Origin of the sequence: uncultured Salinicola sp., assembly GCF_937921195.1 — a bacterium.
Taxonomy (GTDB): Bacteria; Pseudomonadota; Gammaproteobacteria; order Pseudomonadales; family Halomonadaceae; genus Salinicola.
On record NZ_CALFQK010000052.1, the window covers coordinates 17,824 to 42,215 of the forward strand.

Here is a 24,392-nt window from a genome sequence, read left to right on the forward strand (position 1 = left end):
CGGAGGCTACTTGAGACGCGTCGCCCAGGCGTTGAGCGTCCCGAACAGCCACTCCCTCACGCGCTGCCACCATGGACGCTGCGCCCAACTGGCGGCATCGATACGCCGGCTGGTAGCGAAATTGCGCTCGAAAAGCCGCGACACCTCGGTGGCGAACGCCGCGTTGTCGATCTCTTGATTGGCCTCTAGATTCCACTGAAGGCTCCAGTGATCGAAATTGCACGACCCCAGTGAGACCCAGTCGTCGATCACGCTGAACTTGGCATGAATGAAGTTGGGCTGAAACTCGTAGATCTTGACCCCCGCCTTGAGCAGCCGGCCATAGAATCGCTGCCCGGCGTAGCGAACGCCAGGGTGGTCGTGATGGCCGCCGGCCAGCAGCAGGCGCACATCGATGCCGCGCCGCGCCGCGCCGGCCAGCGCGCGGCGGAGACTGAGTGTCGGCACGAAATAGGGCGTGCACAGCCACAGCCGGCGGCGGGAGGTACCGATGCGGCTCTGCAGCGAGATACGAATGGCCTGATAGCGGTGCCCTCGCCCCCAGATCGCCCTGCCGCGCACGCCTGCGGCCGACGGCTCGGGTGGCGGCAGGGCCTGCAGAGACGATGCCAGGCGCGTTCTGGCCCCCTCCCCCCGGGTCAACGGCGAGTCCCAGACGTGGACGAACAGCCGCATCCAGTCCTCCACGACCGGCCCCTGGATGTGCACCGCGACCTCGTACCAGGCGTCGATGAACTCGTCGACGATCCCGAACCCTCCGGTGAAGGCGGTGCTGCCGTCGACGATCACGAGCTTGCGATGATCGCGCATCAGGTTGCCGCCCAACCGCGTCACCGACAGCGGGTTGAAGAACCTCAGCTCGACGCCGCCTTCCCGCAACCGCTGCCGGTCGCTGCGCGAGAGTCCCATGCTCCCCACGCCGTCGAGCATCAGCTTGACCTCGACGCCGCGGGACGCCGCCGCGACCAGCAGCTCGATGAAGCGGTCGGCCAGCGTCCCCGACTCCATCAAGTAGAGCTCGACCCACAAGCGATGCCGGGCGCCCTCGATGGCTTCCCGCATGGCCGGCCAGAAGCGCTTGCCCTCCGGCAACAGTTCGAATCGATTGCCATCCTTCCATGTCGCTTGCATGAACCGCGCCTCCCTGGTCGCTGCCGATTGACGCACGTTTGGCGTTTCAGGGAAAGCCTGCCGATCCTGTCGTCGCTGCGCCGCGACGATACCGCTATACTCATGGATTTGCGGGGGAAATGGCGTCGATGCAGGCATCCATGGGACTTCAACGGCTGTGGCATCGTCTGGCCAGTCGTCTGCTCGATCGCTGGCTCGCCTTCCGCCTGGTCGAACCGGAGCCATTCCAGCTCGACGCCACGCTCCCCACGCTCTATGTCATTGCCCGCCCCGCCCTGACCGATGAAATCGCCATCGACCGGTTGAGCCGCGATCTCGACCTCCCCGATGCCGGCCAGTGGCATCAGCTCGGTCACGCCTCGCTTCCCGGCTGCTTTGCGCTACCACGCCTGCGAGGCAGCCGTGGCGCGATCCAGGGCCAGCACTCGGCTCACCTGCAGCATCTGCTGGATGCCCTCGAGGCCGACGCCACTCTGGACGCGCAACTGGTCCCGGTGAGCGTTTTCTGGAGCCGGGCGCCGGGCAAGGATTTCGGCTTCTGGAAGATGCTGGCCGCCGACGACTGGGCCTGGAGCGGGCGGTTGCGCCGACTGCTGTCGGTGATCGTCAACGGCCGCCACCTGGAAGCGCACTTCGGCGAGCCGATCCGGCTGAGACCGCTGATCGACGACCCCGAAGTCACCTTGACCCAACGCAAGGTGGCCCGCGTGCTGCGGGTCCACTTCAGGCGCATTCGCGCACGCGTGCTGGGGCCGGATATCTCCCATCACCGGACGCTGATGCGCGGCGTGGTCGACAGTCGTCCGGTGCGGGAGGCCATCCAGGAAGCCGTCGAGGCCGACCGCAGCACCCCGGCCCGGGAGCGGCGCCGGGCCGAACGCTACGCACGCGAGATCGCCTCCAACATGTCCTACCCGGTCATGCGCTTCCTCTACGAGTTGCTCAAGCGGCTGTGGAACCGCCTCTACGAGGGCGTCGACGTGCACGGGCTGGACGCGGTCAAGGCGATAGCCGGCGAGCGGACGCTGATCTACGTCCCCTGCCACCGCAGTCATATCGATTATCTGCTGCTCTCCTACGTGCTCTACCGGGAGGGGCTGATGCCGCCACACATCGCCGCCGGTCGCAATCTGGACATGCCGGTGATCGGCGCCCTGCTGCGCCGGGGCGGCGCCTTCTTTCTACGCCGTAGCTTCAAGGACAACCGGCTCTACGCCGCGGTCTTCAACGAATACCTGCACCGCCTGATTGCACGCGGTCACCCGGTGGAGTACTTCATCGAAGGCGGCCGCTCGCGAACCGGACGAATGCTCTCACCCCGCCCCGGCATGCTGGCCATGACGCTGCGCTCGTTCGCCCGCGACGCCATTCGGGACGTCGCCTTCGTGCCGGTTCACGTGGGTTACGAGCGCGTGCTGGAGAGCAACAGCTATCTGCGCGAGCTGCGTGGCGGCCAGAAGAAGAAGGAGTCGCCCCTCGACCTGCTCCGCGTGCTGAAGCATCTGCGCGAGCCCCACGGCCGGGTCACCGTCAGCGTTGGCGAGCCGCTGTCGCTGGCGGACTTCCTGAACGAGACCGTGCCGGGCTGGCAGGACGACCCCGTCTCGGCGCGTCCGGAGTGGTTGCATCGCGCCGTGCCGCTGCTGGGGAAGACGCTGGCGCGGCGGATCAACGACGCCGCCAGCCTGAATGCCGTTTCGCTGGTCGCCATGACCTTGCTGGCGACGCCCCATCACACCATCGAGTCCGACCTCCTGGCCCATCACATCGGCCTTCTGGTCAGGCTGCAGCGCAACCTGCCCGGGAGCCGGCATTGCCAACTGCCGGCGGGCGAACCAGCCGACTGGATCGAGCACGTGGCCAGCCTCGGCTTCGTGACACGGCAGTCGCAGGCCCTTGGCGAACTGGTCACCGCACGCCCGGAACAGGCGACGCTGCTGACCTGGTATCGCAACAACGTCTTGCACCTGTTCATGCACCTGGGCCTGGTGGCGTTCGCCTTTCGCAATAACGCGGCATTCACGCTGGACGATCTCGATGCGCTGCTGTCGCCGGCCTGGCCGCTGCTGGCCAACGAGCTCTATTTCGCGCCCCCCGCCGATCCGCGCGAGCGCCTTAGCGCCACGCTCTCCGTGCTGACCGAGGAAGGCCTGCTGCAGGTGACCGACAACGGCTGGCGTCGTCAGCCGGGACACCTGGAATCCAGCGAGCACCTGAGACTGCTGGGGCAGCCGGTACAGCCAACCCTGGAACGCGCCTACCTGTTGCTGGCCTCGCTACTGCGCTACCCCAGCGGCGAGTTGACCCAGCAGGCGCTCGAGGAGCACAGCCGCCAGCTGGCCGAACGCCTGACACTGCTGTCGGGTCTCAACGCACCGGAGTTCTTCGACAAACGACTTTTCAGCGGCATGCTGGAGACGCTCGAGCAGCAGGGCTGGTTGCGCGTCGAGAACGAAAGACTGTTCTACGACGATTCGTTGCGGCAAACGCAGATGCGCAGTCGGGCACTTTTCGACCCGGAACTGCGCCATCGACTGGTCAGACTGACGCGTCAGTGAACGGCTTGCGCCGCGCGAGCCGTCTCAGGCGATTCGCCTGGCGGCCTCGCGACGGCGCTTGAGCTCGTAGATCACCGCCAGCCCCACCGTGAACAGGATCATCACCAGCGCCAGCGCGTTGACCGCCGGGGTCAGGCCGGTACGGACCTTGGAAGCGATATAGACGGTCAGCGTGGTGTCGTAGCCGGCAACGAAGAGCGTGGTGTTGTAGTTCTCCAGCGACTGGAGGAATGCCAGGACCGCCGCCGACAGGATGGCCGGCCTGAGATAGGGCAGCAGTATTCGCCGGAACACCTGCCACTGACTGGCGCCGAGATCCAGCGCCGCGCGCTCCAGGGTGCGGTCGAAGCGCTGCAGCCTGGCCGCCACCATCAACATGACGTAGGCCGCGATGAACGCGCTCTGGGCAATGACGGTCAACGCGATGCCACCGTTCACCCCCCAGTCGCGCCAGAAGATCAGCGTCGAGATGCCGATGATCACACCCGGCGTCAGCAGTGGCGACAGGATCAGCGCATAGATGAAGGACTTGCCACGCCCATCGACCGTGGTCAGGAAAAGCGCGCTGGCCACGCCAATGGGCAGTGCCAGACAGAGCACCCCCACGGCGACCAGCAAGCTGTTGGTCAAGGCGTCCCACATCCCCCCGTCGGCCCACAGCGCCGAGAACCAGCGCAGGGTCGTTCCGGTCCAGGGCGTGACGGTGGGAAAACGGCTCTCGTTGAACGTCGCTGCCGCCATGATCAGCAACGGCAGGAAAAGATAGGCGAAGAAAACCGCCAGATAGGCCTTGAGCGCCCAGGAGAAGAATCGCGAAGAACTCATTCAGCACCGTTCCTATTTGGCGATATCGCCGAGACCGACCTTGAAGATCCGCATGATGGCGGTGACGAAGACGATACACAGCACCAGCAGCAGGAACGCATAGGCCGCCCCCTGATTCCAGTCGCCGCCCTCGAAGAACCAGTTGTAGATGATCTGCGTGAACCAGCGGCTTCCCGGCGAACCCAGCAGCGCCGGCACCGCGTAACTGCCCGCGGCCAGCATGAACGTCATGATGCATCCGGTGGCGATGCCGGGCTTGGCGTGCGGAATCACGATACGCCGGTGGGTTCGCCCCCAGCCGGCGCCAAGATCCCGCGCGGCTCGAATCTGGTTGGTATCGAGGCTCTCGATGGCGTTATAGAGCGGGAAGACCATGAAAAGAATGTAGGCATAGACCATCCCCACCAACACGCCGGTGTCGCCGTTGAGAAAGCGGATCGGCCGATCGATCAGACCCAGCGCGAACAGCAGCTCGTTGAGCGGCCCCCGAAACGCGAAGATGATGTACCAGGCAAAGGTGCGGAGAATCTCGTTGATCCAGAACGGAACGATCAACAGCAGCAGGCAGAGGGCTGCCTGGCCCGGTGTCGCCACCTTGGCCAGATAGTAGGCCAGCGGATAGCTGACGATCAGGGTCAGTGCCGTCACCAGGACGCTGGACCATATCGTCTTGAAGAAGATCGCGAGATGAATCTCGTTGTGGAAGAAGGTGGCGTAGTTGGTCAGCGACCAGACGTCCTTCGCCCCGCCACGTTCGGCCGGCAGCAGCGACGGGTGAAACGAGTAATCGATCATCTGCCACTGCGGCAGCAGCACCATCACGATCAACCAGATCCCCATCAGCGAGACGATCGCCATGGTCAGCGGCAGTCCGAAGCGGTTACGCAGTTGCCGCCACATCGACGCTCTCCTCGTTAGCTCGTCCCCGCTCGACGCCCGGCAGGACCAGCGCCCCACGCGGCGAGTAGTCCAGCCGACAGGGACTGCCGACCGCCAACTGGGACTCGATGCCGGCACTCTCCAGCGCCTGCGGCACGTGCGCCCGCACCGTCCCGCCCTGGTCCAGCGCGATCTCGAGCGTCAGCCATGCGCCTTCGAAGTGCTCGGCCTGAACCACGCCCCCGAACCGTAGCGACGAATCGCCGGCACTGCCTACCCGCCACTGTTCCGGCCGCACATAGAGCGTGGCCTCGTCGCCGGGCGCGAGCGGCGAGGCGGCGTCGGCGTGTCCGCGCAACGGCGCGGGCAGCCCCGCGTCCAACGTCACCATCCCGCCGTCCACGGCCGCGACACGCCCGGGGAAACGGTTGTTCTCGCCCACGAAGCCGGCCACGAAATCGGTCCGGGGCTGGCGATACAGCGTCATCGGATCGGCAACCTGCTGGATGCGGCCATCGCACATCACGGCAACCCGATCGGACATGGTCAATGCCTCGCCCTGGTCGTGGGTGATATAGATGAAGGTGATCCCCGTCTTGCGCTGAATCGCCTTGAGCTCGGTGCGCATGTGCTGGCGCAACTTGAGATCCAGGGCGGACAGTGGCTCGTCCAGCAGCAGGACGCGGGGTTCCACGGCCAGCGCACGGGCGATCGCGATCCGCTGCTTCTGGCCTCCGGACAGCTCGGCGACCGGCTTGTCGCCGCTACCGGAGAGGGCCACCAGATCCAGCAGTTCGTCAGCTTTGTCCCGGCGCTGTTTCCGGTCGATGCCACGGACTTCCAGCCCGAATTCGATGTTCCGGTAGACGCTCATCAGCGGAAAAAGCGCCAGATTTTGAAAGATCATCGCGGTGGGCCGGCGATTGACCGGCACTCGAGTCATGTCGACACCGCCGATGGCGACCGAGCCTTCGCTGGGAGTGAGGAACCCGCTGATCATGTTCAAAAGCGTGGTCTTTCCACAGCCGGAAGGGCCGAGAAAACTGAAGAATTCTCCCGACTCTATCTCCAGGGAGGTCGGCTGAATCGCCGTAAAATCGCCGAATCGCATCGCGACTTGGTTCAGGGTTACGCGACCGTCCATGACGTCCTCTTAGCGTGGGATCCGAGCCGGGAAGCTGTCGAATTCCGGCAGGACCTCGTGCCAGTTGGCACGAGGTCTTCGCTTGCCAAAAACGACGTTCATGCCGACAGGTATCGATCCTGATACTCGTTACGCAAGGCGACGTACCAGGGATCCTGCACCGGCCACCACCACAGATTGTCCAGATCCTGCTGCGTGTAGGACTCCTTGAAGAACTGACGCGTCGCTTCCGGCAGCAGCTCCTCGGCGCCGACGGCGGTCGAGTTGTAGCCCGTGGACTTGACGAACATCGCCCCCGCTTCCGGGGTGTAGTACCAGTTGATCAGTTCGTAGACCGCGTCGACATTCTGTGCGTTCTGAGGAATGACGAAACCTTCCATCCAGGCTAGCGCCCCTTCCTTGGGCGCTCCGTAGGCAATCGGCTCGCCCTCGCTCTGGAGTCGAAACGCGGTGCTGTCCCAGGTCTGGCCAATCAGGGCGCCATTGGTGCGGAAAGCGCCCTGGGCCTCGTTCTCGGTGGACCAGAACTGGATCACCATGTCCTTGTGCTTGACGGCTTCGGCCAAGATGACGTCGAAGTTGGCGCGCATCGCCTCTTCGGTCTTGAACGAATCCAGCAACGGTCGCGGCAGCTTGCCCTGGGATTCCAGCCACAGCCCGATGCCGATCAGCGCCGAGTGCGCACGGACCGTGACCCCCTCGCCGATATCGGGATTCCAGAGATCACCGTAGCTGAGCTTCGAGCGGTCGATATCGGTATAGCGGGTGTTGTAGGCGATCGCCTCGGTGCCCCAGTCGGAGGGGGCGAAGTAGCGCTTGTCATCGATCACACCACCCACTTCCGACCCCTTCATGGCGGTATCCAGACAGCCATCCCAGTGGATGCGCGACGTATCCAGCGGCTGGATCAACTGATAGTCCAGATAGCCGGGCACCCGGTCCACGGTCGGCATGATGACGTCGAAGCCCGAGCCGTCGGTGGCCCGCAGAGAGTTCATCAGTTCATCGTTGGTGCCATAGGGCGTAAAGGTCGCCTTGATACCGGTCTTCGCGGTGAAATCCGACAGCATCTCATCGGTGAAATAGCCGGCCCAGGCGTAGATGCGCAGGACCTGATCCTGGGCCAGGGCACGATTGATGTAGAACGGCACCGAAGCGGCGGCGCCGGCAGCCGCGGCACCCTGCAAGAAACGACGACGGGAAAGGGTCATCGAAGGTCTCCTGTTGTTTGTCGATCCACCCGTCACGAAGAGGCGTGGAAAACGTTGTTATACGACAGACCTGTTACGACGGCGTGACGCTCGACGATTATTGAACGCTCGCTCAACAAGAGATTACCAGCCTGTCACCATAATGACATCTAGACCAAGGAAAGCCGCGAGCCGCGAGCCGAAAGGATGAGCGCCGTTTGCCGACAAGACAAGCGGCACTCGCAACCCGTAGCCCGTAGCCCGTAGCCCGTGGCGATCAGGCATAAAAAAGCCGGCCCCGAGGGGGCCGGCTTCGTTCGAGCGAGTGGCTGGGCCACTCGCATCGGGATCAGCTTAGAAGCTGTAGACTGCACCGACGGCAACGCCGTCGCCTTCGTCATTAGTACGATCGTACTGAGCATACTCGACGAAGGTGTACATAGCCGGAGAGATGTTGTAGGTCGCACCAACAGTCCACTCGTTGAAGCTGTCTTCGTTGCCACCGTTGTCAACGATCGGTGCCACTTCACTGTCAGCATCGACGTACTGGTAAGCGCCGTACACGTCACCGGCAAAGTTATCAGACAGCGCGTAGCCGTATCGCGCACCAAGTGCGTAGCGCATGATGTCACCATCATCACCAGCGTAAGTCGCGTCGGTGTTTTCGACCTTGGCGGCTAGACGCAAGGTACCGATGACATACTGAGCGCCCAGGCCATAGGCCTTGGCTTCATACTCGAGCGTCTCGCCAGTTGCTTCATCGACGGCATGCAGGCCGTAGTTGTCAAGATCGTCGTAGACAGCTGCGAGGGAGAAGTTACCAATAGTGTACTTCGCACCACCGAAGAATGAAGCGTTGGAGCCTTGGCTGGAAACACCAGTAACGCTGTGATCAGCACCGAATTCTTCCTCGGCGTCACCCTTGTACTGGGTGCCGATGGCGAACTGCAGGCCACCCCAGCTCGGAGACATGTACTGGAACTTGTCGCCTTCACGGTCGACGTCAACGCCGTCCGCCAAAGAACCACCGTACAGACCGCCCAAGTCAACGGAGGAGTCAGTCAGGTCGAAATATTCGTTGTTACTGATCGGATCCTGAATCCAGTCGTCAATCAACGGGTCCCAGGAACCCAGGCGGACGTCACCGAAGTTGCCTTTCAGGCCAAGGTAAGCTTGATCACCGTCGTTGATGCCGCCGTTGGACTTCTCTTCATCAGCCTGGTGCTCGAACTCGGCCTTGAAGTAACCGGTCAGGCCCGGGTTGATGATGTGCTGACCGGAGAAGCCGATGGTCGAACCGTTATCGAATACCTCGTCCTCGGTATTGCCATACTCATTGTCAATGGACTTATAGGCAATCTGGATGTTGCCGTAGATGTCGAGCTGCGTGCCGTCCTGGTTGTAGACAGTCGCTGCCTGGGCAGCGGCGGAGGCGCCCAGGGCACCAGCAATAGCAGTCGCTAAGAGCGTCTTTTTCATCGCGATAGGTTCCTTAACTAGCTTACTGTTCGATCGTGTCTGCAGATGCAGTCGGCTTCGGCACCTTCAACCAGCTTCGTCACGCGAACGAATGACGGCTGCGGAACTTGGAAGCCTTGTTATTGTCCAATGCTCGCCCGGAAACCTTATACCGGACGTTAGAGGAACGCAACAAGAAAAAAACACTGTTTTCGTTCCCTGCGATTCCCACCGGTTCTGCTTCTTTTTACTGCCGGGATTCGTGGCATCGTCGGCACAAACCGGCTGCCGGCAGCCTAGCCACGGGCCGTGACAGTCTCATGACATGCCCTGTCAAGGCAAGGAGGCAGGGGCAAACACTTCTCTCCCTTCCTGCCTCGCACGCCCATCGAGACCAAAGTTCAATTCAGTTCAACCGCCCAGGGCTCGCCCCGTGTCACTCCTGCGGGCGTTGACCATGCTTGGCCAGCAACGCCCCGATCTTGCGGTCCAGCTTTTCCGATCGCTGCTGTGTTTCGCGAGCTTTCTGCTTCTTCTGCAACGCTTCCAGCTGCCGCTTGGCGTGCTTGGCCTCCTCGGCGGTCACCACCTCGCTGTCTTCCCCCGCCAGATCCACCCGATTCGCTCCTTCCCGGACCGATTTCAGGTAGCGCGGCAGGTGCACATAGCAGGCCAATGCCCGACGGACCAACTTCTCGGGCCAGGGTTCGACCTCGCAGAGATCGAGGTGAATGCCGGTTTTCAGCGGCCGCGTATGCCCCTTGAAGAAGGCCTTGGGGTAGCGCTTGTACCACTGGGCGAGCAGTGCATGGGGCGACGGCACTTCGTGCTCGGCGCCGAATGCCAGTGAGTTCTGCGGCGGCGACTCAACATTGGCAGACGCCGGTTCCGCAGCGGAAGGCTTCAGGGGGACATCGGAAGGCGTTCGAGAGGGGCTTGATTCGGGTTCAGCGTCAGGTGGCGCGGTATTTACCGGTTCGGCACGCGCGACATCCACATGGCGATCGGTCTCGGAAAACGCCCTTTCATGGGAAGGCGAAGACGTCAGCCGCTGCAGCGGGGAGACCGGAGCGTGACGACCCGCTCTAGTGCCAGCGTCATCACCCGGTTTCGACCGCGGCCGCCGAAATGCCAGATTGCCCAGGCCACGGGCGCGCGTACCGCCGTCCGGATCTTCGCTGTGATCCTGCCCCTTGACCACCATGGGGTCCAGTTCGGCCAGCGCCAGCAGGCGCTCCTTGAGGGCTCGATTCTCAGCCTCCAAGGCCTTGCACCGCTCTTTCTCGGCTTCCAAAGCGGCTTGGCCCGCTTCGACCTGGTGCTCGATGGCAGCCAGGAGCGCCTGTGTTCGATCCGTCAACACGGCACAACTCCTCTCAAGTCCTCTCAATCTACGTAGGGACATGCCATCGCGCATCCTGACGAGTGGCACTCGATCCCTCCTGACCGTATGGCCCTGCCGAGACTCAGCCAGAACCGGCCGCCCGACGGTATTGGACGAAAGCATAGTCCGGCTGACCTGGCTGCGGCGGCATCACGGAACGCTCCACCTCCTGCCACTCCCCGTTCAGGAAGTCGGGGAAGAATGCGTCCCCTTCGATCTCGACGTCCACCTCGGTAAGCTGGAGCCTGTCGGCGACGGGCAGCGCCTGGCGATAGATCTCTCCACCGCCCATCACCATGATCTCGGCCGCATCGTCGATCACCGCTTGATGATCGGCAAGTTGCAGCGCCTCGTCCAGGGAGTGGCACACCCTGACTCCCTCGCGATGATAGTGCCGGTCGCGGGTGATCACGATATTCAGGCGCCCAGGCAGCGGTCGACCGATCGACTCGAACGTCTTGCGCCCCATGACCAGCGGCTTGCCAAGCGTGAGCGACTTGAATCGCTTGAGATCCTCCGGCAAGTACCAGGGCAACCGATTGCCCACGCCGATGACGCGATTGCGGGACAGCGCCGCGATCATGGCGATCGGCGTTTCCGGCTTCATTGGCGATGTCAGGTCACTCATACGGCAATGGGCGCCTTGATGGAAGGATGGGATTCGTATCCCTCGATGGCGATATCCTCGAAGCGGAAATCGAAAAGATCATCGATCGACGGATTCAGCTTCAGGGTCGGCAGCGCCAACGGTTCACGCGAGAGCTGCAGCCGGGCCTGATCGAGGTGATTGAGATAGAGATGGGCGTCGCCCAAGGTATGCACGAACTCGCCGGGCTGGAGCCCGCAGACCTGGGCGATCATGTGCGTCAGCAGCGCGTAGCTGGCGATGTTGAACGGCACGCCCAGGAAGATATCGGCACTGCGCTGGTAGAGCTGGCAGGAGAGCGCGCCGTTGGCGACGTAGAACTGGAACAGCGCATGGCAAGGCGGCAGTGCCATTTCATCGACCAGCGCGGGGTTCCAGGCCGAGACGATATGTCGGCGGGAGTCCGGGTTGCGGCGTATCTGCTCGACCAGCCTGGCGATCTGGTCGATATGCCCGCCGTCGGGGGTCGGCCAGCTTCGCCACTGGTAGCCGTAGACGGGGCCGAGATCGCCGTCGGCATCCGCCCACTCGTCCCAGATCGAGACGTTGTGCTCGTGCAGGTAGGCGACATTGGTATCGCCCCGGAGAAACCACAGCAGCTCATGGATGATCGAGCGCAGATGGAGCTTCTTGGTGGTTACCAGGGGGAATCCTTCACCCAGATCGAAGCGCATCTGGTGGCCGAACACGCTAAGCGTCCCGACGCCGGTCCGATCGGCTTTTTCAACGCCGCTATCCAGCACGCGCTGCATCAAGTCGAGATAAGGCCGCATGGGCACGCTCCTTTACCAGTGACAGGCTCGGCGCAGGCGACGAGCCCATCGAAACACTCTCGATTTCAAGGCCGCTTGAAACCTCGGCGGCCAACCACTCGACGACGCTCGCTCAGCGCGCGGGCTGCCCCGGGCGGGCGTCGTCCACCTCATTGTGACGCGACCAGGCGATCAGCGCGACACCAGCGATGACCATCGGCAGTGACAGCAGCTGCCCCATGGTCAGCCAGTCGAAGGCGATGAACCCCAGTTGCGGATCCGGGCGGCGGAAGAACTCCGACAGGAACCGAAACGCGCCGTAGCAGATCAGGAAGAGCCCCGAGACGAAGCCTCGTCGGCGCGGGGTCAGGGACGCCATCCACAGCACGCCGAACAGCACCACACCCTCGAGAAAGAACTGGTAGAGCGAGGAGGGATGGCGCCCCTGCCCTCCCATTCCCGGGAAGACCAGCGCCCAGGGGACGTCCGTCACGCGGCCGGGCAGTTCATGATTGATGAAATTCCCGATGCGCCCCGCCCCCAGGCCGATCGGTACCAGCGGCGCGATGAAATCCGTGAGCTGGAAGAACGCCAGGCCGTGCTTGCGCGCGAACAGCAAGGTGGCCAGCAGCACCCCCAACAGCCCTCCATGGAAACTCATGCCGCCGTCCCAGACCTGGAATATCCACAGCGGGTTGTCCACGAACCGGTCGAGACCATAGAACAGCGCATAGCCGATACGGCCGCCGAGCACCACCCCGAGCGCCCCGTAGAACAGCATGTCGCCGATGTCGTCGCGCTTGAGCCCCAGGCGGTCGGCACGCAGGCGCCCCAGCCACCAGGCCCCCACGAAGCCGACGACATACATCAGCCCATACCAGTGCACCTTGAGCGGGCCCAACGAAACGGCCACCGGGTCGATCTCGGGGTAAGCCAGCATGCTTTCTCCTTGGCTACGAAAGAGTTAAGGGAAACGCTGAATAAATCGGCGAGCAGGATGACGTGGGCGGCACTCCGGCGCAAGGCGCACGGGGCGCAGGAACCGGAGCCTATGGGTTATATGTGAGGATTCCGGCCGGGCTGGCGCTCCAGCACCGCGCAACGAAGCCGATTCACCTGCGCAGACATTTATGCAGTGTTTCCTTAGCCGATCATCAGCTTGATCCCTACTACGATCAGCAGGAGGGCAAAGATACGTCGCAGCGTCCTGGCAGGCAATGCATGGGCGACCTTGACGCCGACCCGGGCCATCGGAACACTGGTCACCATCAGGCCGAGAAAAGCCGGCCACATCACATAGCCGGTCGCCCCCGTCGGCAGGGTCATCTCGCCCCACCCCACGACGACATTGGTCGCGGTGCCGATCAACGCAATCGGCAGGCCGATGGCCGACGAGGTTCCCACCGCTTCCGTCATCCGGCTGGTGAAACGCGACAGCCACGGCACCGACATGACCCCGCCGCCGACGCCGAACAGCGTCGAGACGCCGCCGATCAATGCCCCGGCCGAGGTCATCGGCCAGCGTCGCGGCTCCCGCCCCAGGGTCGCGGGCGGGCGAGTCAGCAGCATTTTCAGCGCCATCACCACCGCAAAAATCCCGAACAGACGCGTCAGCGCATGACCGGGCAGTACCGAGGCAAGCAGCACGCCGAGAACCCCACCCATCAGCAATCCCGGCATCATCAGCCGAAGCCAGTCCTGCCTCACGCTGCCCCGCCGCCAGTGCCCCCAGGCGGAAGAGGCACCGGTGACCACGATGGTCGCCAGCGACGTCCCTACCGCCAGATGTGCGACGACTGCGGGATCGACCCCCTGGGCGAGAAAGGTGAATACCAGCGCGGGGACGATGACGATGCCCCCGCCAATACCGAACACGCCCGCCATCAGACCCGCAGCGGCGCCGACCAGGAGATAGATCGCGATAGCCGTCAGCATCGGACGCCTCCTCGCCTGACGGACACCGGTGTCGAGGGAGCAAGAACGCCTGCCGCCGGCCTGGCGATGGAGGACGAGAGGGATGTGGGCATGTGACGGGTCCTGTAAGACACGAGGCAACGGAGCGGAGAGCTGGCACGGGTCGCTAGCGCGCTTATGGTACGCTGCCGACGGGGCCGTGTCATGGCGGCGCCCCGACATCCCCCCATCGCCCTCTCGCTGGAGATCACCCCATGTGCTTGATCGTGTTCGATTGGCAGCCCCAGGCAGCGGTGAGACTGCGCCTCGCCGCCAATCGCGACGAGTTCCACGCCCGCCCGGCCGAAGCGCTGCATCGCTGGCCCGACAGCAGCCTGATCGGCGGCCGGGACCTGGTTGGCGGGGGAACCTGGCTGGCAGCGACGCCCACGAGGGTGGCCGCCCTGACCAACGTCAGGGAGGAGCAGGCGCCAACGCCCGACGGCGCCCCCAGCCGCGGCGAACTCGTGCGCCAGGCTCTCGAGGTCGACGATCCGGCGGTGTGGCTGGAGACGCTGGCATCGGATGGCGCCGCTCCCTACGCCGGATTCAATCTGCTGGTGATGTCGGATACCCGGATGTGGACGCTTCATCACAGTCGCCATGAGACCCATTGGCGGCTCGTGTCGCCCGGTCTGCACGGCTTGTCCAATGCCGGTCTCGATACGCCCTGGCCCAAGGTCGTTCAGGCTCGGGAGGCGCTGCGACAGGCGCTGACGACGAGGGATTGGCGGGTCGGCATGCGCTCGGCCATGGGCGATACGCGCCAGGCATCGCTCGACGAGCTCCCCCACACCGGGGTTGGCCGGGACCTCGAGCGCCGGCTCTCGGCGGCGTTCATCGAAGGACAGGAGTACGGGACGCGAGCCACGACGCTGGTCTCGGTCTCGACGGCGGAAACGACATTGGAGGAGCAGCGCTTCGCGGCGGGCGGTGCGCCGATCGGCGAGGCGACACGCCTGGCGGTGCCCACGATGGCTCAGTCCTGAGGCGGCAGCAGGTGGCCAATCTGCCAGTCGGTCAGACGCTGACGAAGGTGCGCCCTGACCACCGCCGTGGTCGGTAGCGACAGTGTCTCCGACACCAGCGCGCGAGCATCGCCGATACTGACGCGCCGGATCGCGGCCCGCACCCTTGGCAGGCTGGGCGCATTCATCGACAGCGCATCGAAGCCCATGCCCATCAGCAGCAGTGCCCCGGCGGGATCCCCGGCCAGCTCACCGCAGACAGAAGCGGGAATCTGCAGTTGCCGGCTCTCCTGCGCAAGACGCGACAGGGCGTTGAGCACAGCCGGGTGACAGGCATCGTAGAGCCCGGCCACCCTCGCGTTGTTGCGGTCCACCGCGAGCAGATACTGGGTCAGGTCGTTGCTTCCCACCGAGAAGAAGTCGACCCGGTCCGCCAGCGCAGCCAGCTGGTAGAGTGTCGCGGGCACCTCGATCATCACCCCGACCTTGGGCGAGGCGACCTCGATGCCCTCCTCGGCAAGCTCCTCGCGAGCGCGCGCCAGCAGGCGTAGCGCGGTATCGACCTCGTCCACGCTGGTGATCATCGGCAACAGGATGCGCAGATTGTCCAGCTCTCGCGATGCCATCAGCATGGCGCGCATCTGGACCATCAGCACTTCCGGATGGTCCAGCGTGACGCGGATGCCACGCCAGCCGAGAAACGGGTTGGCCTCGTTGATCGGAAAATACGGCAGGTCCTTGTCGCCACCGATGTCGAGTGTGCGCATGACCACGGGAAGCGGGGCAAAACTGGCCAGTTGCTCGTGATAGAGCCGGGTCTGCTCCTGCTCGCTGGGGAAGCGCTCGTTCATCATGAACGGGACTTCCGTCCGGTAGAGCCCCACCCCGCTGACACGCGGCTTGAGCTGGGCGACGGCATCCACCGCCAACCCGGTATTGACCATGAGCGGCATGACGTGACCGTCGGAGGTCTCGCTGGGCAGGTGCTGCTCGTGCTCCAGCACTTCCGCCAGCGCCTGCTCCTCCTTGATCAGGCGTTCGTAGCGCTTGGCCAGTTGGGCATCGGGCCGCACGAACAGCCGCCCCCGATGGCCATCGAGGATCGCCTTGGCCCCGTTGATCCTCGGCAGCGGCAGGTCGACCATGCCCAGCACGGTGGGGATGCCCATGGCGCGGGCCAGGATGGCGACGTGGGAGTTGCTGGAGCCACGAATCGAGACCAGCGCCGCCAGGCGCTTCCTGGGCAGTTCGCCCAGCGTCGCCGCGCTGATCTCGTCGCCGACCAGAATGGCGTTGTCGGGATAGGTCGAGGGGGTCCGCTCGTTGCCTTCCTGCAGGTGGGCCAGCACCCGGCGGCCCAGATCCCGGATATCGGCCGCCCGCTCGCGCAGATAGCCGTCATCCACCCGCTCCAGATACTGCGTATGGCGACGCACCACATCGGCCAGCGCTCCCGGTGCCCACTGCCCCTCCCGGATCCGCTTCTCCACCTCGTTGCCCAGCGCGGCATCTCCCAGCATCTGCTGGTAGACGTCGAAGAGCGCGAGCTCCTGGGTAGAGATTCGGCTGGCCAGGCGGGCTCCCGCCTTGCGGATATCCTCCCGCACATGGGCGAGCGCGGCATGGAGGCGGACCACCTCGGCATCCGGATCGGTCGGAATCAGGTCCGGCACGCTATCCAGGTCGGCAGGCGGGGCGATCACCACGATCTCGCCGATCGCCATTCCCGGCGACGCCGCCACGCCGGAAAACATCGCCTGTCCGTCGGGCCCCGTGGGCCGACTGAGCGTCCCCGATACCAGCGCATGGGCCAGAACGCCCGCCAGTTGTGCCGCCATCGTGACCAGGAACGCCTCGTCGCCCTCGTCGAAACGCCGCTTCTCCTGTTGCTGGACGACGAGGACCCCGAGCATCCGCCGCTGATGGATGATCGGCACGCCGAGGAAGCTCGAGAAACGCTCCTCTCCCGTCTCGGCGAAGTAGCGGAACTGCGGATGGGACGGCGCGTCTTCCAGATTCAGCGCCTCTTCGCGCTGCCCGACCAGCCCGACCAGCCCCTCTCCCAGGCGCAGGGTCACGACACCCACGGCCTGGGTGCGCAGGCCGATCGTGTCCATCAGCACCAGTCGATCGCGTTCGCGGTCGAACAGGTAGATGGAGCAGACGTCAGTACGCATCGCCTTCCGGATTCGGCGCACCATGGTGGCCAGCGCGGCATCCAGGCTACGTGCGCCGTTGACTTCCTGAACGATGCGGCGAAGGGTATCGAGCATGAGCCTTTTCTTGTGGGCGAGGAGATCCTCGTCGTGGCATCAATGGCCGGTAAGACGCCACCCCTGAATGCCATGCGACAGTCGTCGCCATCAGGGGGAGTCACTCAGCCGTGAATCGTGCTGCCGGCCTCAAAGCCTGGCCATTTCCTCCAGAGAGAGTCGATGGAATTCGGGCGCCAGTTCCCGCAGCGCGCGCCGGTAGACCTCGCGCTTGAAGGACACGACCTGCCCGAGAGGATACCAGTAACTCACCCATCGCCAGCCATCGAATTCCGGCTTGGGCGTGCTGTCCACGCAGACCTGACTGTCGTGACAGCGAATTTTCAGCAAAAACCACTTCTGCTTCTGACCGATACAGATCGGTTTCGAATGCGTTCGGACCATGCGCCGGGGGAGACGGTAGCGCAGCCAGCCACGCGTACAGGCGACCACATCGACATCCTTGGACGTCAGCCCGATTTCCTCCTCGAGTTCCCGGAAGAGTGCCTGATGTGGCGTCTCGCAAGCCTTGATGCCTCCCTGCGGAAACTGCCACGCTTCCTGACCCGCCCGACGCGCCCAAAGCAGTTGGCCATCACAGTTGGCGATGATGATGCCAACGTTCGGCCGAAAGCCATCGGCGTCTATCACAGCGTTCACCTTAGCTCAATCGTCGTTGGGATCATTCTTCCACAAAGCGAGAAAGGGCATCAATACGCCTTAAGCCAACCGGCGCCAAAACCCCGGCGTCAAGACACCCCTCGAACGGCTCTTGCGCCCACGCCTTTGACGACAAGGAGTTATCGCCCGGCAACCGCCATGGGCGCCACCGCCGGCGTGGGCAAAGCGGCGGGAGTTTGCGATACTGCCGGGCACCCGCACCCGCGATTCGAACGGCAACGTCGTTGCCCCGAACGACACACGAACGACACAGGACAGGAGCCAACCTTGAGTCTGGCCATCTTCGATCTCGACAACACCCTGCTGAGTTGTGACAGCGACCACGCCTGGGGCGAATTCATGGTGGAACAGGGCGCGGTGGATGGCGAAGCCTACCGGCGTGCCAATGACCAGTATCTGCGCGACTATCGGGCCGGCGAGCTGGACATCATGGCCTATCTCTCGATGGCGCTGAAGCCGCTGTCCGAGCATAGCGAAGAGCAGCTCAACGCCTGGCACCAGCAATTCATGGCCTGCAAGATCGAGCCGCATGTTCTGCCACAGGGCGAGGAGCTACTGGCGTGGCACCGCCAGCGAGGCGATTTCCTGCTGATCGTGACCGCGACCAACCGGTTCATCACCGGCCCCATCGCCCGGCGCCTCGGTGTCGACGATCTCATCGCGATCGAGGCGGAGCGGGAAAATGGGCGCTACACCGGCCGCGTGGAGGGTGTCCCCAGCTACCGTGAAGGCAAGGTCACGCGGGTCAGAGAGTGGCTGGAGGAACACCCCACCCTGGCGCTGGACGACGCCTGGTTCTACAGCGACTCGATCAACGATCGATACCTGCTCGAGGAAGTCGCCACGCCGGTGGCCGTCGACCCCGACGAGGAGCTCGAGAAACTGGCCCGGGAGCGAGGCTGGCGCGTACTCTCCTTGCGAGCGCCATCGGCGTAGCCTTGCCGCGGGCGGACCGGACCAGGCCGTGACGCCCTGGCGGGAACCAGGGCGTCGCGGGATCGAAACAAGGAAACGGCACCGGGGGAAAGCGGTACTCACTCCGTCCGCAGGGATTGGCCGTCTCGCGCAGCCGCCGCCTCGGTGGACGAAGGCGCGTGCACCGCATGCAGCCGGCCGATCAACTGATCCTCGAGATCGAAGCGTTCGGTCATGGTGGCGCCCAGTTTCTCCAGCCAGCCCGGCAGCCGGTCGGTATAGCGCTGACAGCGTGACGGGGTCGCGTACTCACTGTCGAAATCGAGCACCAGCTGCGTAGAGGCGTCGACGCGAGCCAGGAGCCTGTCGGCCACCGCCAGCGCCTCCTGGTCGTCGAAGGCCTTGGCTTCCTCTCGCAGCTGCGGATAGATCTCGAAATGGCCGGCGCTGATGTAGTCCATCAGCGCTTCGCTGAAAGCGTCGATTCGCGCCTTGGGCACCGCCGAAAGATCGGCATCGCAGAACTCACGGAGATCGACCAGCGTCACGAGCATGTCGTAGCGCTGATCCAGCCATCGATCGATCAGCGCGTGTACCCCGCCCCATCGCTCCCGAGCTGTCTTGCAATCTTCCAGCATGATCACTCTCCCTAGGGGGCTGTTGACGTTTCAGCGCAACCCGGAAGGCGAGCCATCAAGACGCCTGCCCTGCCGGTTCGCGGACCGTCCTGCCACTGTAGCGCAATCGGGATACCAACATCATCACCGGAATGGTCGCCATGACGACGAAACCCAACAGTGTCCATTGCGGCAACGTGACGCCCCACAGCGCCCCCTCGACGGCCGCGCACTCACCGGAACCGTGGAGTACGCGGGCCATGACATCCCACAACGGCAGCATGTCCATCATGTAGTCCAGGCCGGGCCCACAGCTTGGCACGCTGTCCGGTGGCAGGGTCTGCAGCCAGACATGCCGCCCCGCCACGCCGATGCCCGTCAGCACGGCAATCAGAGCGAGTAGCGCATAGACCAGGCCTCCGGATTTGCCGGGGTTGTGAATCGCCCCGATCAGGAATACGACACCCGCGGAGATCACCGCAACGCGCTGGAAGATGCACAAGGGGCAAGGCTCGAGGCCGACGCCATACTGCAGGTAGAGCGCGACCGCCATCATGAAGCAGGACATCAACAGCCCCAGCAGGCACCACTGACGCATACTGGCTTGCGCCACCCAACGCTTGATTTGCATGTCTCGTTTCCACTGAGGGCCAGTGCGGTCCAGCACCGGCCGTGCTTCCATTTCACGACAGCCGATCCTGGGCTCTCGCCGAACGTTACGGATTCACTGACTCACGCCGCCGAACGAGGTTCCCTCGCCCGCTGGAAATAATCAGTGATGAAGCGTGCGAACGACACCCGGTCTTCGGCTTCGATGTCGTGCTGCTGCTGGTGCGACGTCTCGACCAGTTGGGAAAAGAGTTCGGCACGCGACTCGTCCATCGGCGTCGAGCGCCAATGACGCCCCTGCTCCTTGGCCAGATCGGCAATGAAATCGGTCCACTCACCGCCATGCGCCTCCAGAGCCCGCAGCATCTGCGCCGAGGGGGTCAGCTCCGGGTCGTCGAGCCGCCGGGCAATCGTCTCGATGGCGGCAGCGTGAAGACAGTCGCCCTCGATGGCGTCGAGCAGGCCGGCGACCTCGCGCAGCCCATCGACGATCTCGTGGCCCCGAGTCCGCAGCGGCACGTGACGATCGCCAATCCGCAGCTTCAGATCCGGATCGCGGCCGCGCTCGACCACCAGCCGGCGATTGTCGTCCAGCCGGTCGCACTCCTCGTCCGGAATCCAGGGACTCTCGGAGAGCAGGCACCAGAGCAGGAAGGTATCCATGAAACGCATCTGCGGCTCATCGATTCCCAGCGGCAGGAACGGATTCAGATCGAGACAACGCACCTCGATATATTCGACGCCGCGCGCTTCCAGAGCCTGCGTGGGCGTCTCGTCGTGTCGCGCCACCCGTTTCGGACGGATGTCGCTGTAGTACTCGTTTTCGATCTGCAGAATGTTGGCGCTGAGCTGTCGCCACTCGCCGTCCACCTCCACACCGATCCGGCGATAATCCGGCCACTCGGCGGAGATGGCGTGACGGAGCGTGCCGACATAATTGGAGAGCGAGTTGAAGCAGATCTTCAACTGCTCCTGGACCTTGTTCTGATAGCCCAGATCGGACATCCGCAGGCTGGTCGCGTAGGGCGCGTAGAGCGTGCGCTGGCCCATCGACTTCAGCTTGTCGCAGCGATTGTCGCCGCCTTCCTCCCCCAGGAAGCTGCGGTCCAGCGCCGGGGAGGCACCGAACAGATAGAGCAGCAGCCAGCTGTTGCGGCGGAAGTTGCGGATCAGATCGAAGTAGCGGGCCGAGCGATACCCCTGCAGCGATTCGCCCTGCCGCCCCTCCCGTTCCCGCAGCAGCGGCCAGATGTCATCCGGCAGAGAGACGTTGTAGTGAATGCCGGCAATCGACTGCATGATGCGGCCGTAGCGTACATCCAGGCCCTTGCGGTAGACATGCTTCATGGTGCCGACGTTGGACGTGCCGTAGTCGGCGATCGGCACGCTGTCGTTGCCGGAGAGCCGCGCCGGCATGCTGGCCGGCCACAGCCACTCGTCGTCGAGCTGGCGATAGGTGAAGCGGACCAGATCGCCCAGGAATGAGAGCGCATCGGCAGGACGACAATAGACCGGGGTGATGTACTCGAGCAGCGCCTCCGAGTAGTCGGTCGTGATGTGGGGGTGGGTCAGCTTCGAGCCGAGCGAGTGCGGATGGAGGGTCTGCACGATGGCGGCCTTGGAATCGACACGCAGCCCTTCCTTCTCGATGCCCCGCCGTAGACGACCGAGCAATCCCTTCTGGGCCGGCGCCATCAGTTGGCCGACGTTCGTGGCGAGTTGATCAGACACGCTCAACACCTTATTTCGTGGGAAGAGCTCTGCTCCCCCGTTTGTCCGTGCGCCGACGGCTCCGGACGCCAATGCTGTCGCCGGAGCCACCGCGAGCCAAACCTCATTATGGAGCCGACGATAGCGCTTTCAAGGCTAACGACTTCGCGACCCGGTACCAGAAGTGTTGTCGTTCCGACGCGAGCGTGCGTGAAACGCCAACACTCCCTAGCGTCGTCGCTGCGCCTTGAGCAGCGCCTCGGCCATCACGCCGCCCGGCTGCGCGGGCTGGCGATCATTGCCGCCCTGTCGCGGCTGACGACCCCGCGCCCCGCCACGAGGCTTGCCGCTGCCCGACCGGCGCTCGCCGGGGGCCGCTTTCTCACCGGGTGCGTCACCCAGTCGCATCGTCAATCCGATCCGCTGTCGCGCCACGTCGACCTCGAACACCTTGACCTTGACGATATCGCCGGCCTTGACCACCTGCCGCGGATCGTCGACGAACTTGTCGGCCAGCGCGGAGATATGCACCAGCCCGTCCTGATGCACGCCGATATCGATGAAGGCGCCGAAATGGGTCACGTTGGTGACGACACCCTCCAGCAGCATGCCCGGCTCGAGATCGCCGATCTTCTCCACGCCCTCGCGAAAGGTCGCTGCCTTGAATTCCGGGCGGGGATCGCGGCCCGGCTTGTCGAGTTCAGCCAGGATATCGATGACCGTCGGCACCCCGAACGCCTCGTCGACGTAGTCCGAGGGCTTGAGCGTCTTGAGATAGCGGCTGTCTCCGATCAGCCCGCCCAGTTCGCGCCCGTTGCGCTCGGCAATGCGCGCCACCAGTGGATAGGCCTCAGGGTGCACCGCGCTGGCATCGAGCGGATTGGTGCCGCCCATGATGCGCAGAAAGCCCGCACACTGCTCGAAAGTCTTGGGACCCAATCTGTCGACGCCGAGGAGCTCCTGGCGAGTGCGAAACGGCCCCTCGCGGTCGCGCCGCGCAACGATGTTGTCGGCGAGCATCGTGCTCAGGCCGGATACCCGGGAGAGCAGCGCGCTGGAGGCGGTATTGAGATCCACGCCCACCGCGTTGACGCAGTCCTCGATCACCGTCTCGAGGCTCCGGGACAGGTTCACCTGGGAGACATCGTGCTGATACTGGCCGACACCGATCGACTTGGGATCGATCTTGACCAGCTCGGCCTGCGGGTCCTGCAGTCGCCGGGCGATCGACACCGCCCCGCGAATCGATACATCGAGGTCGGGAAACTCCCTGGCCGCCAGCTCCGATGCCGAGTAGACCGATGCACCGGCTTCACTCACCATCACCTTGGTGAGCTGGCGTGGCGCCACGCGCTTGACCAGTTCGGCGGCCAGCTTGTCGGTTTCACGGCTGGCGGTACCGTTGCCGATCGCCACCAGCGACACGTCATGGCGCTCCACCAGCGCGGCCAGGGTCGCCAGCGCTTCGTCCCAGCGCTTCTGCGGCGCGTGCGGATAGATGACGGCCTGCTCCAGGAAACGCCCGGTGGCATCGACGACGGCGACCTTGCAGCCCGTGCGCTGACCGGGGTCGAGCCCCAGCGTGGTGCGCGGTCCGGCGGGTGCCGCCAGCAACAGATCCTTGAGGTTGGCGGCGAAGACATCGATCGCCTCCTGCTCGGCCCGCTCCCGCAGACGGCCCATCAGTTCGGTTTCCAGATGGGTGTAGAGCTTCACCCGCCAGGTCCAGCGAACCACCTCCTTCAGCCATCGAGAGGCGGCCTGCTCGGCACCCAGGTCGATACCCACATGGCGGGCGATCGCCACCTCGGCAGGATGGATGGGCGCGTCGTCCTCGCCGGCCATGACCAGCGAGAGAGCCAGCACCCCCTCCTTGCGCCCCCGGAACATCGCCAACGCACGATGCGATGGCGTCTTGGCCAGCGCCTCGTCGTGCTCGAAATAGTCCGAGAACTTGCTGCCTTCCGCCTCCTTGCCCTTGACCAGCCGTGCACGCAGCTGGCCATCCTCCCACAGTCGCTCGCGTAGCCGACCGACCAGCTCGGCCTCTTCACTGAAGCGCTCCATCAGGATCTGCTTGGCACCGTCCAGCGCGCCCTTGGCGTCCTCGACACCATGGCTGGCGCCGGTGGCGCTGTCGATGAACGCTGCCGCCTCGCGCTCCGGGTCCAGACCGGGCTCGGCCAGCAGGCGATCGGCCAGGGGTTCCAGTCCGGCTTCGCGGGCGATCTGGGCCTTGGTCCGGCGTTTCTTCCGATAAGGCAGATAGAGGTCTTCCAGCCGCTGCTTGGTGGTCGCCGCCAGCAGATCGGCACGGAGCGCCTCGGTCATCTGCCCCTGCTCGTCGATCGCCTGCACGATCGCATCGCGCCGCTCCTCCATTTCACGCAGGTAGCGCAGGCGCTCTTCCAGCGTGCGGAGCTGGCTGTCGTCGAGTCCGCCGGTGACTTCCTTGCGGTAGCGGGCGATGAACGGGACAGTGGCGCCGCCATCCAGCAGTTCGACGGCGGCATGAACCTGAGGGGGGCGAACGCCGAGCTCGTCGGCGATCAGCGCGGTGATTGCGGATTGGGTGTTGGACATGAAAATCATCACGATGAACAAGATCGCGCCACGTTAGCACAGCGACGCACGGGGCTCACTCTCCGGCGCATCGCAACGCCGGAATCGAAAGGGGATGGCCGCTGGCCATCCCCTTGATGCAGTGCCGAACGGGCCGG

20 protein-coding genes are annotated in these 24,392 nt (G+C 64.3%); 3 read left to right on the forward strand and 17 right to left on the reverse strand.

Annotated features, from left to right (window positions below; genetic code table 11):
- Positions 1 to 6 precede the first annotated feature (6 nt).
- On the reverse strand, positions 7 to 1,131 hold the full coding sequence (locus Q0602_RS04395; RefSeq protein ID WP_298839494.1) for a phosphatidylserine/phosphatidylglycerophosphate/cardiolipin synthase family protein: 1,125 nt from the start codon (positions 1,129 to 1,131) through the stop codon (positions 7 to 9).
- 140 nt (positions 1,132 to 1,271) lie between these two features.
- On the opposite strand from Q0602_RS04395, the gene plsB reads away from it, so the two are divergent.
- Positions 1,272 to 3,689, forward strand: a complete 2,418-nt coding sequence (gene plsB / locus Q0602_RS04400) for a glycerol-3-phosphate 1-O-acyltransferase PlsB (RefSeq protein WP_298839603.1) — start codon at positions 1,272 to 1,274, stop codon at positions 3,687 to 3,689.
- Positions 3,690 to 3,713: 24 nt separating this feature from the next.
- On the opposite strand, the gene Q0602_RS04405 is transcribed toward plsB, so the two are convergent.
- The 10 genes from Q0602_RS04405 to Q0602_RS04450 all read right to left on the reverse strand — a co-directional run bounded on the left by Q0602_RS04405 (position 3,714) and on the right by Q0602_RS04450 (position 13,902).
- Entirely contained in the window at positions 3,714 to 4,514 is an 801-nt protein-coding gene (locus Q0602_RS04405) for an ABC transporter permease (RefSeq protein ID WP_298839497.1), read from the reverse strand.
- A 12-nt stretch (positions 4,515 to 4,526) separates the two neighbouring features.
- Positions 4,527 to 5,414 carry an ABC transporter permease gene (locus Q0602_RS04410; protein WP_298839501.1) on the reverse strand — a complete coding sequence of 296 codons (888 nt, stop codon included), beginning with the start codon at positions 5,412 to 5,414 and terminating at the stop codon, positions 4,527 to 4,529.
- Entirely contained in the window at positions 5,395 to 6,537 is a 1,143-nt protein-coding gene (locus tag Q0602_RS04415; protein ID WP_298839504.1) for an ABC transporter ATP-binding protein, read from the reverse strand. The genes Q0602_RS04410 and Q0602_RS04415 overlap by 20 nt, the downstream gene beginning before the upstream one ends.
- Before the next feature lie 98 nt (positions 6,538 to 6,635).
- Positions 6,636 to 7,748 carry an extracellular solute-binding protein gene (locus Q0602_RS04420; RefSeq protein ID WP_295039918.1) on the reverse strand — a complete coding sequence of 371 codons (1,113 nt, stop codon included), beginning with the start codon at positions 7,746 to 7,748 and terminating at the stop codon, positions 6,636 to 6,638.
- A 333-nt stretch (positions 7,749 to 8,081) separates the two neighbouring features.
- Positions 8,082 to 9,206 (reverse strand): porin, encoded by a 1,125-nt coding sequence (locus tag Q0602_RS04425; protein ID WP_298839508.1) that lies wholly within the window; start codon positions 9,204 to 9,206, stop codon positions 8,082 to 8,084.
- 415 nt (positions 9,207 to 9,621) lie between these two features.
- On the reverse strand, positions 9,622 to 10,548 hold the full coding sequence (locus Q0602_RS04430) for a ProQ/FINO family protein (RefSeq protein WP_298839511.1): 927 nt from the start codon (positions 10,546 to 10,548) through the stop codon (positions 9,622 to 9,624).
- Between the two features lie 103 nt (positions 10,549 to 10,651).
- Positions 10,652 to 11,197, reverse strand: a complete 546-nt coding sequence (locus Q0602_RS04435) for a dihydrofolate reductase (RefSeq protein WP_298839514.1) — start codon at positions 11,195 to 11,197, stop codon at positions 10,652 to 10,654.
- Positions 11,194 to 11,988 (reverse strand): thymidylate synthase, encoded by a 795-nt coding sequence (locus Q0602_RS04440; protein ID WP_298839517.1) that lies wholly within the window; start codon positions 11,986 to 11,988, stop codon positions 11,194 to 11,196. Before Q0602_RS04440 ends, Q0602_RS04435 begins: the two co-directional genes overlap by 4 nt.
- Positions 11,989 to 12,100: 112 nt before the next feature.
- Entirely contained in the window at positions 12,101 to 12,907 is an 807-nt protein-coding gene (gene lgt, locus Q0602_RS04445; RefSeq protein ID WP_298839520.1) for a prolipoprotein diacylglyceryl transferase, read from the reverse strand.
- A gap of 203 nt (positions 12,908 to 13,110) precedes the next feature.
- Entirely contained in the window at positions 13,111 to 13,902 is a 792-nt protein-coding gene (locus tag Q0602_RS04450; protein WP_298839523.1) for a sulfite exporter TauE/SafE family protein, read from the reverse strand.
- 233 nt (positions 13,903 to 14,135) lie between these two features.
- Between Q0602_RS04450 and Q0602_RS04455 the strand changes: the two genes are divergently transcribed.
- Positions 14,136 to 14,909 carry an NRDE family protein gene (locus Q0602_RS04455; protein WP_298839526.1) on the forward strand — a complete coding sequence of 258 codons (774 nt, stop codon included), beginning with the start codon at positions 14,136 to 14,138 and terminating at the stop codon, positions 14,907 to 14,909.
- On the opposite strand, the gene ptsP is transcribed toward Q0602_RS04455, so the two are convergent.
- Together ptsP and Q0602_RS04465 are read right to left on the reverse strand one after the other, a co-directional pair.
- Positions 14,900 to 17,161, reverse strand: coding sequence for a phosphoenolpyruvate--protein phosphotransferase (gene ptsP / locus Q0602_RS04460; protein WP_298839529.1), 2,262 nt, complete (start codon positions 17,159 to 17,161; stop codon positions 14,900 to 14,902). The genes Q0602_RS04455 and ptsP overlap by 10 nt on opposite strands.
- 129 nt (positions 17,162 to 17,290) lie before the next feature.
- Positions 17,291 to 17,791 carry an RNA pyrophosphohydrolase gene (locus Q0602_RS04465; protein WP_295038609.1) on the reverse strand — a complete coding sequence of 167 codons (501 nt, stop codon included), beginning with the start codon at positions 17,789 to 17,791 and terminating at the stop codon, positions 17,291 to 17,293.
- Positions 17,792 to 18,088: 297 nt separating this feature from the next.
- Here Q0602_RS04465 and Q0602_RS04470 point away from each other — a divergent pair, with 297 nt between their 5' ends.
- Positions 18,089 to 18,757, forward strand: a complete 669-nt coding sequence (locus tag Q0602_RS04470) for an HAD family phosphatase (protein WP_298839532.1) — start codon at positions 18,089 to 18,091, stop codon at positions 18,755 to 18,757.
- Positions 18,758 to 18,855: 98 nt separating this feature from the next.
- Here Q0602_RS04470 and rsd read toward each other — a convergent pair whose 3' ends face one another.
- The 4 genes from rsd to Q0602_RS04490 form a co-directional block, all read right to left on the reverse strand.
- Positions 18,856 to 19,374: a sigma D regulator gene (gene rsd, locus Q0602_RS04475; protein WP_298839535.1), complete on the reverse strand. Its 519-nt coding sequence runs from the start codon at positions 19,372 to 19,374 to the stop codon at positions 18,856 to 18,858.
- A gap of 55 nt (positions 19,375 to 19,429) precedes the next feature.
- Complete coding sequence (locus tag Q0602_RS04480; RefSeq protein WP_295038604.1) at positions 19,430 to 19,984, reverse strand: disulfide bond formation protein B; 555 nt, start codon at positions 19,982 to 19,984, stop codon at positions 19,430 to 19,432.
- A 101-nt stretch (positions 19,985 to 20,085) separates the two neighbouring features.
- Positions 20,086 to 21,657 carry a glutamate--cysteine ligase gene (gene gshA, locus Q0602_RS04485; RefSeq protein ID WP_298839606.1) on the reverse strand — a complete coding sequence of 524 codons (1,572 nt, stop codon included), beginning with the start codon at positions 21,655 to 21,657 and terminating at the stop codon, positions 20,086 to 20,088.
- Positions 21,658 to 21,900: 243 nt separating this feature from the next.
- Entirely contained in the window at positions 21,901 to 24,255 is a 2,355-nt protein-coding gene (locus Q0602_RS04490) for a Tex family protein (protein WP_298839537.1), read from the reverse strand.
- Between the last annotated feature and the right edge of the window lie 137 nt (positions 24,256 to 24,392).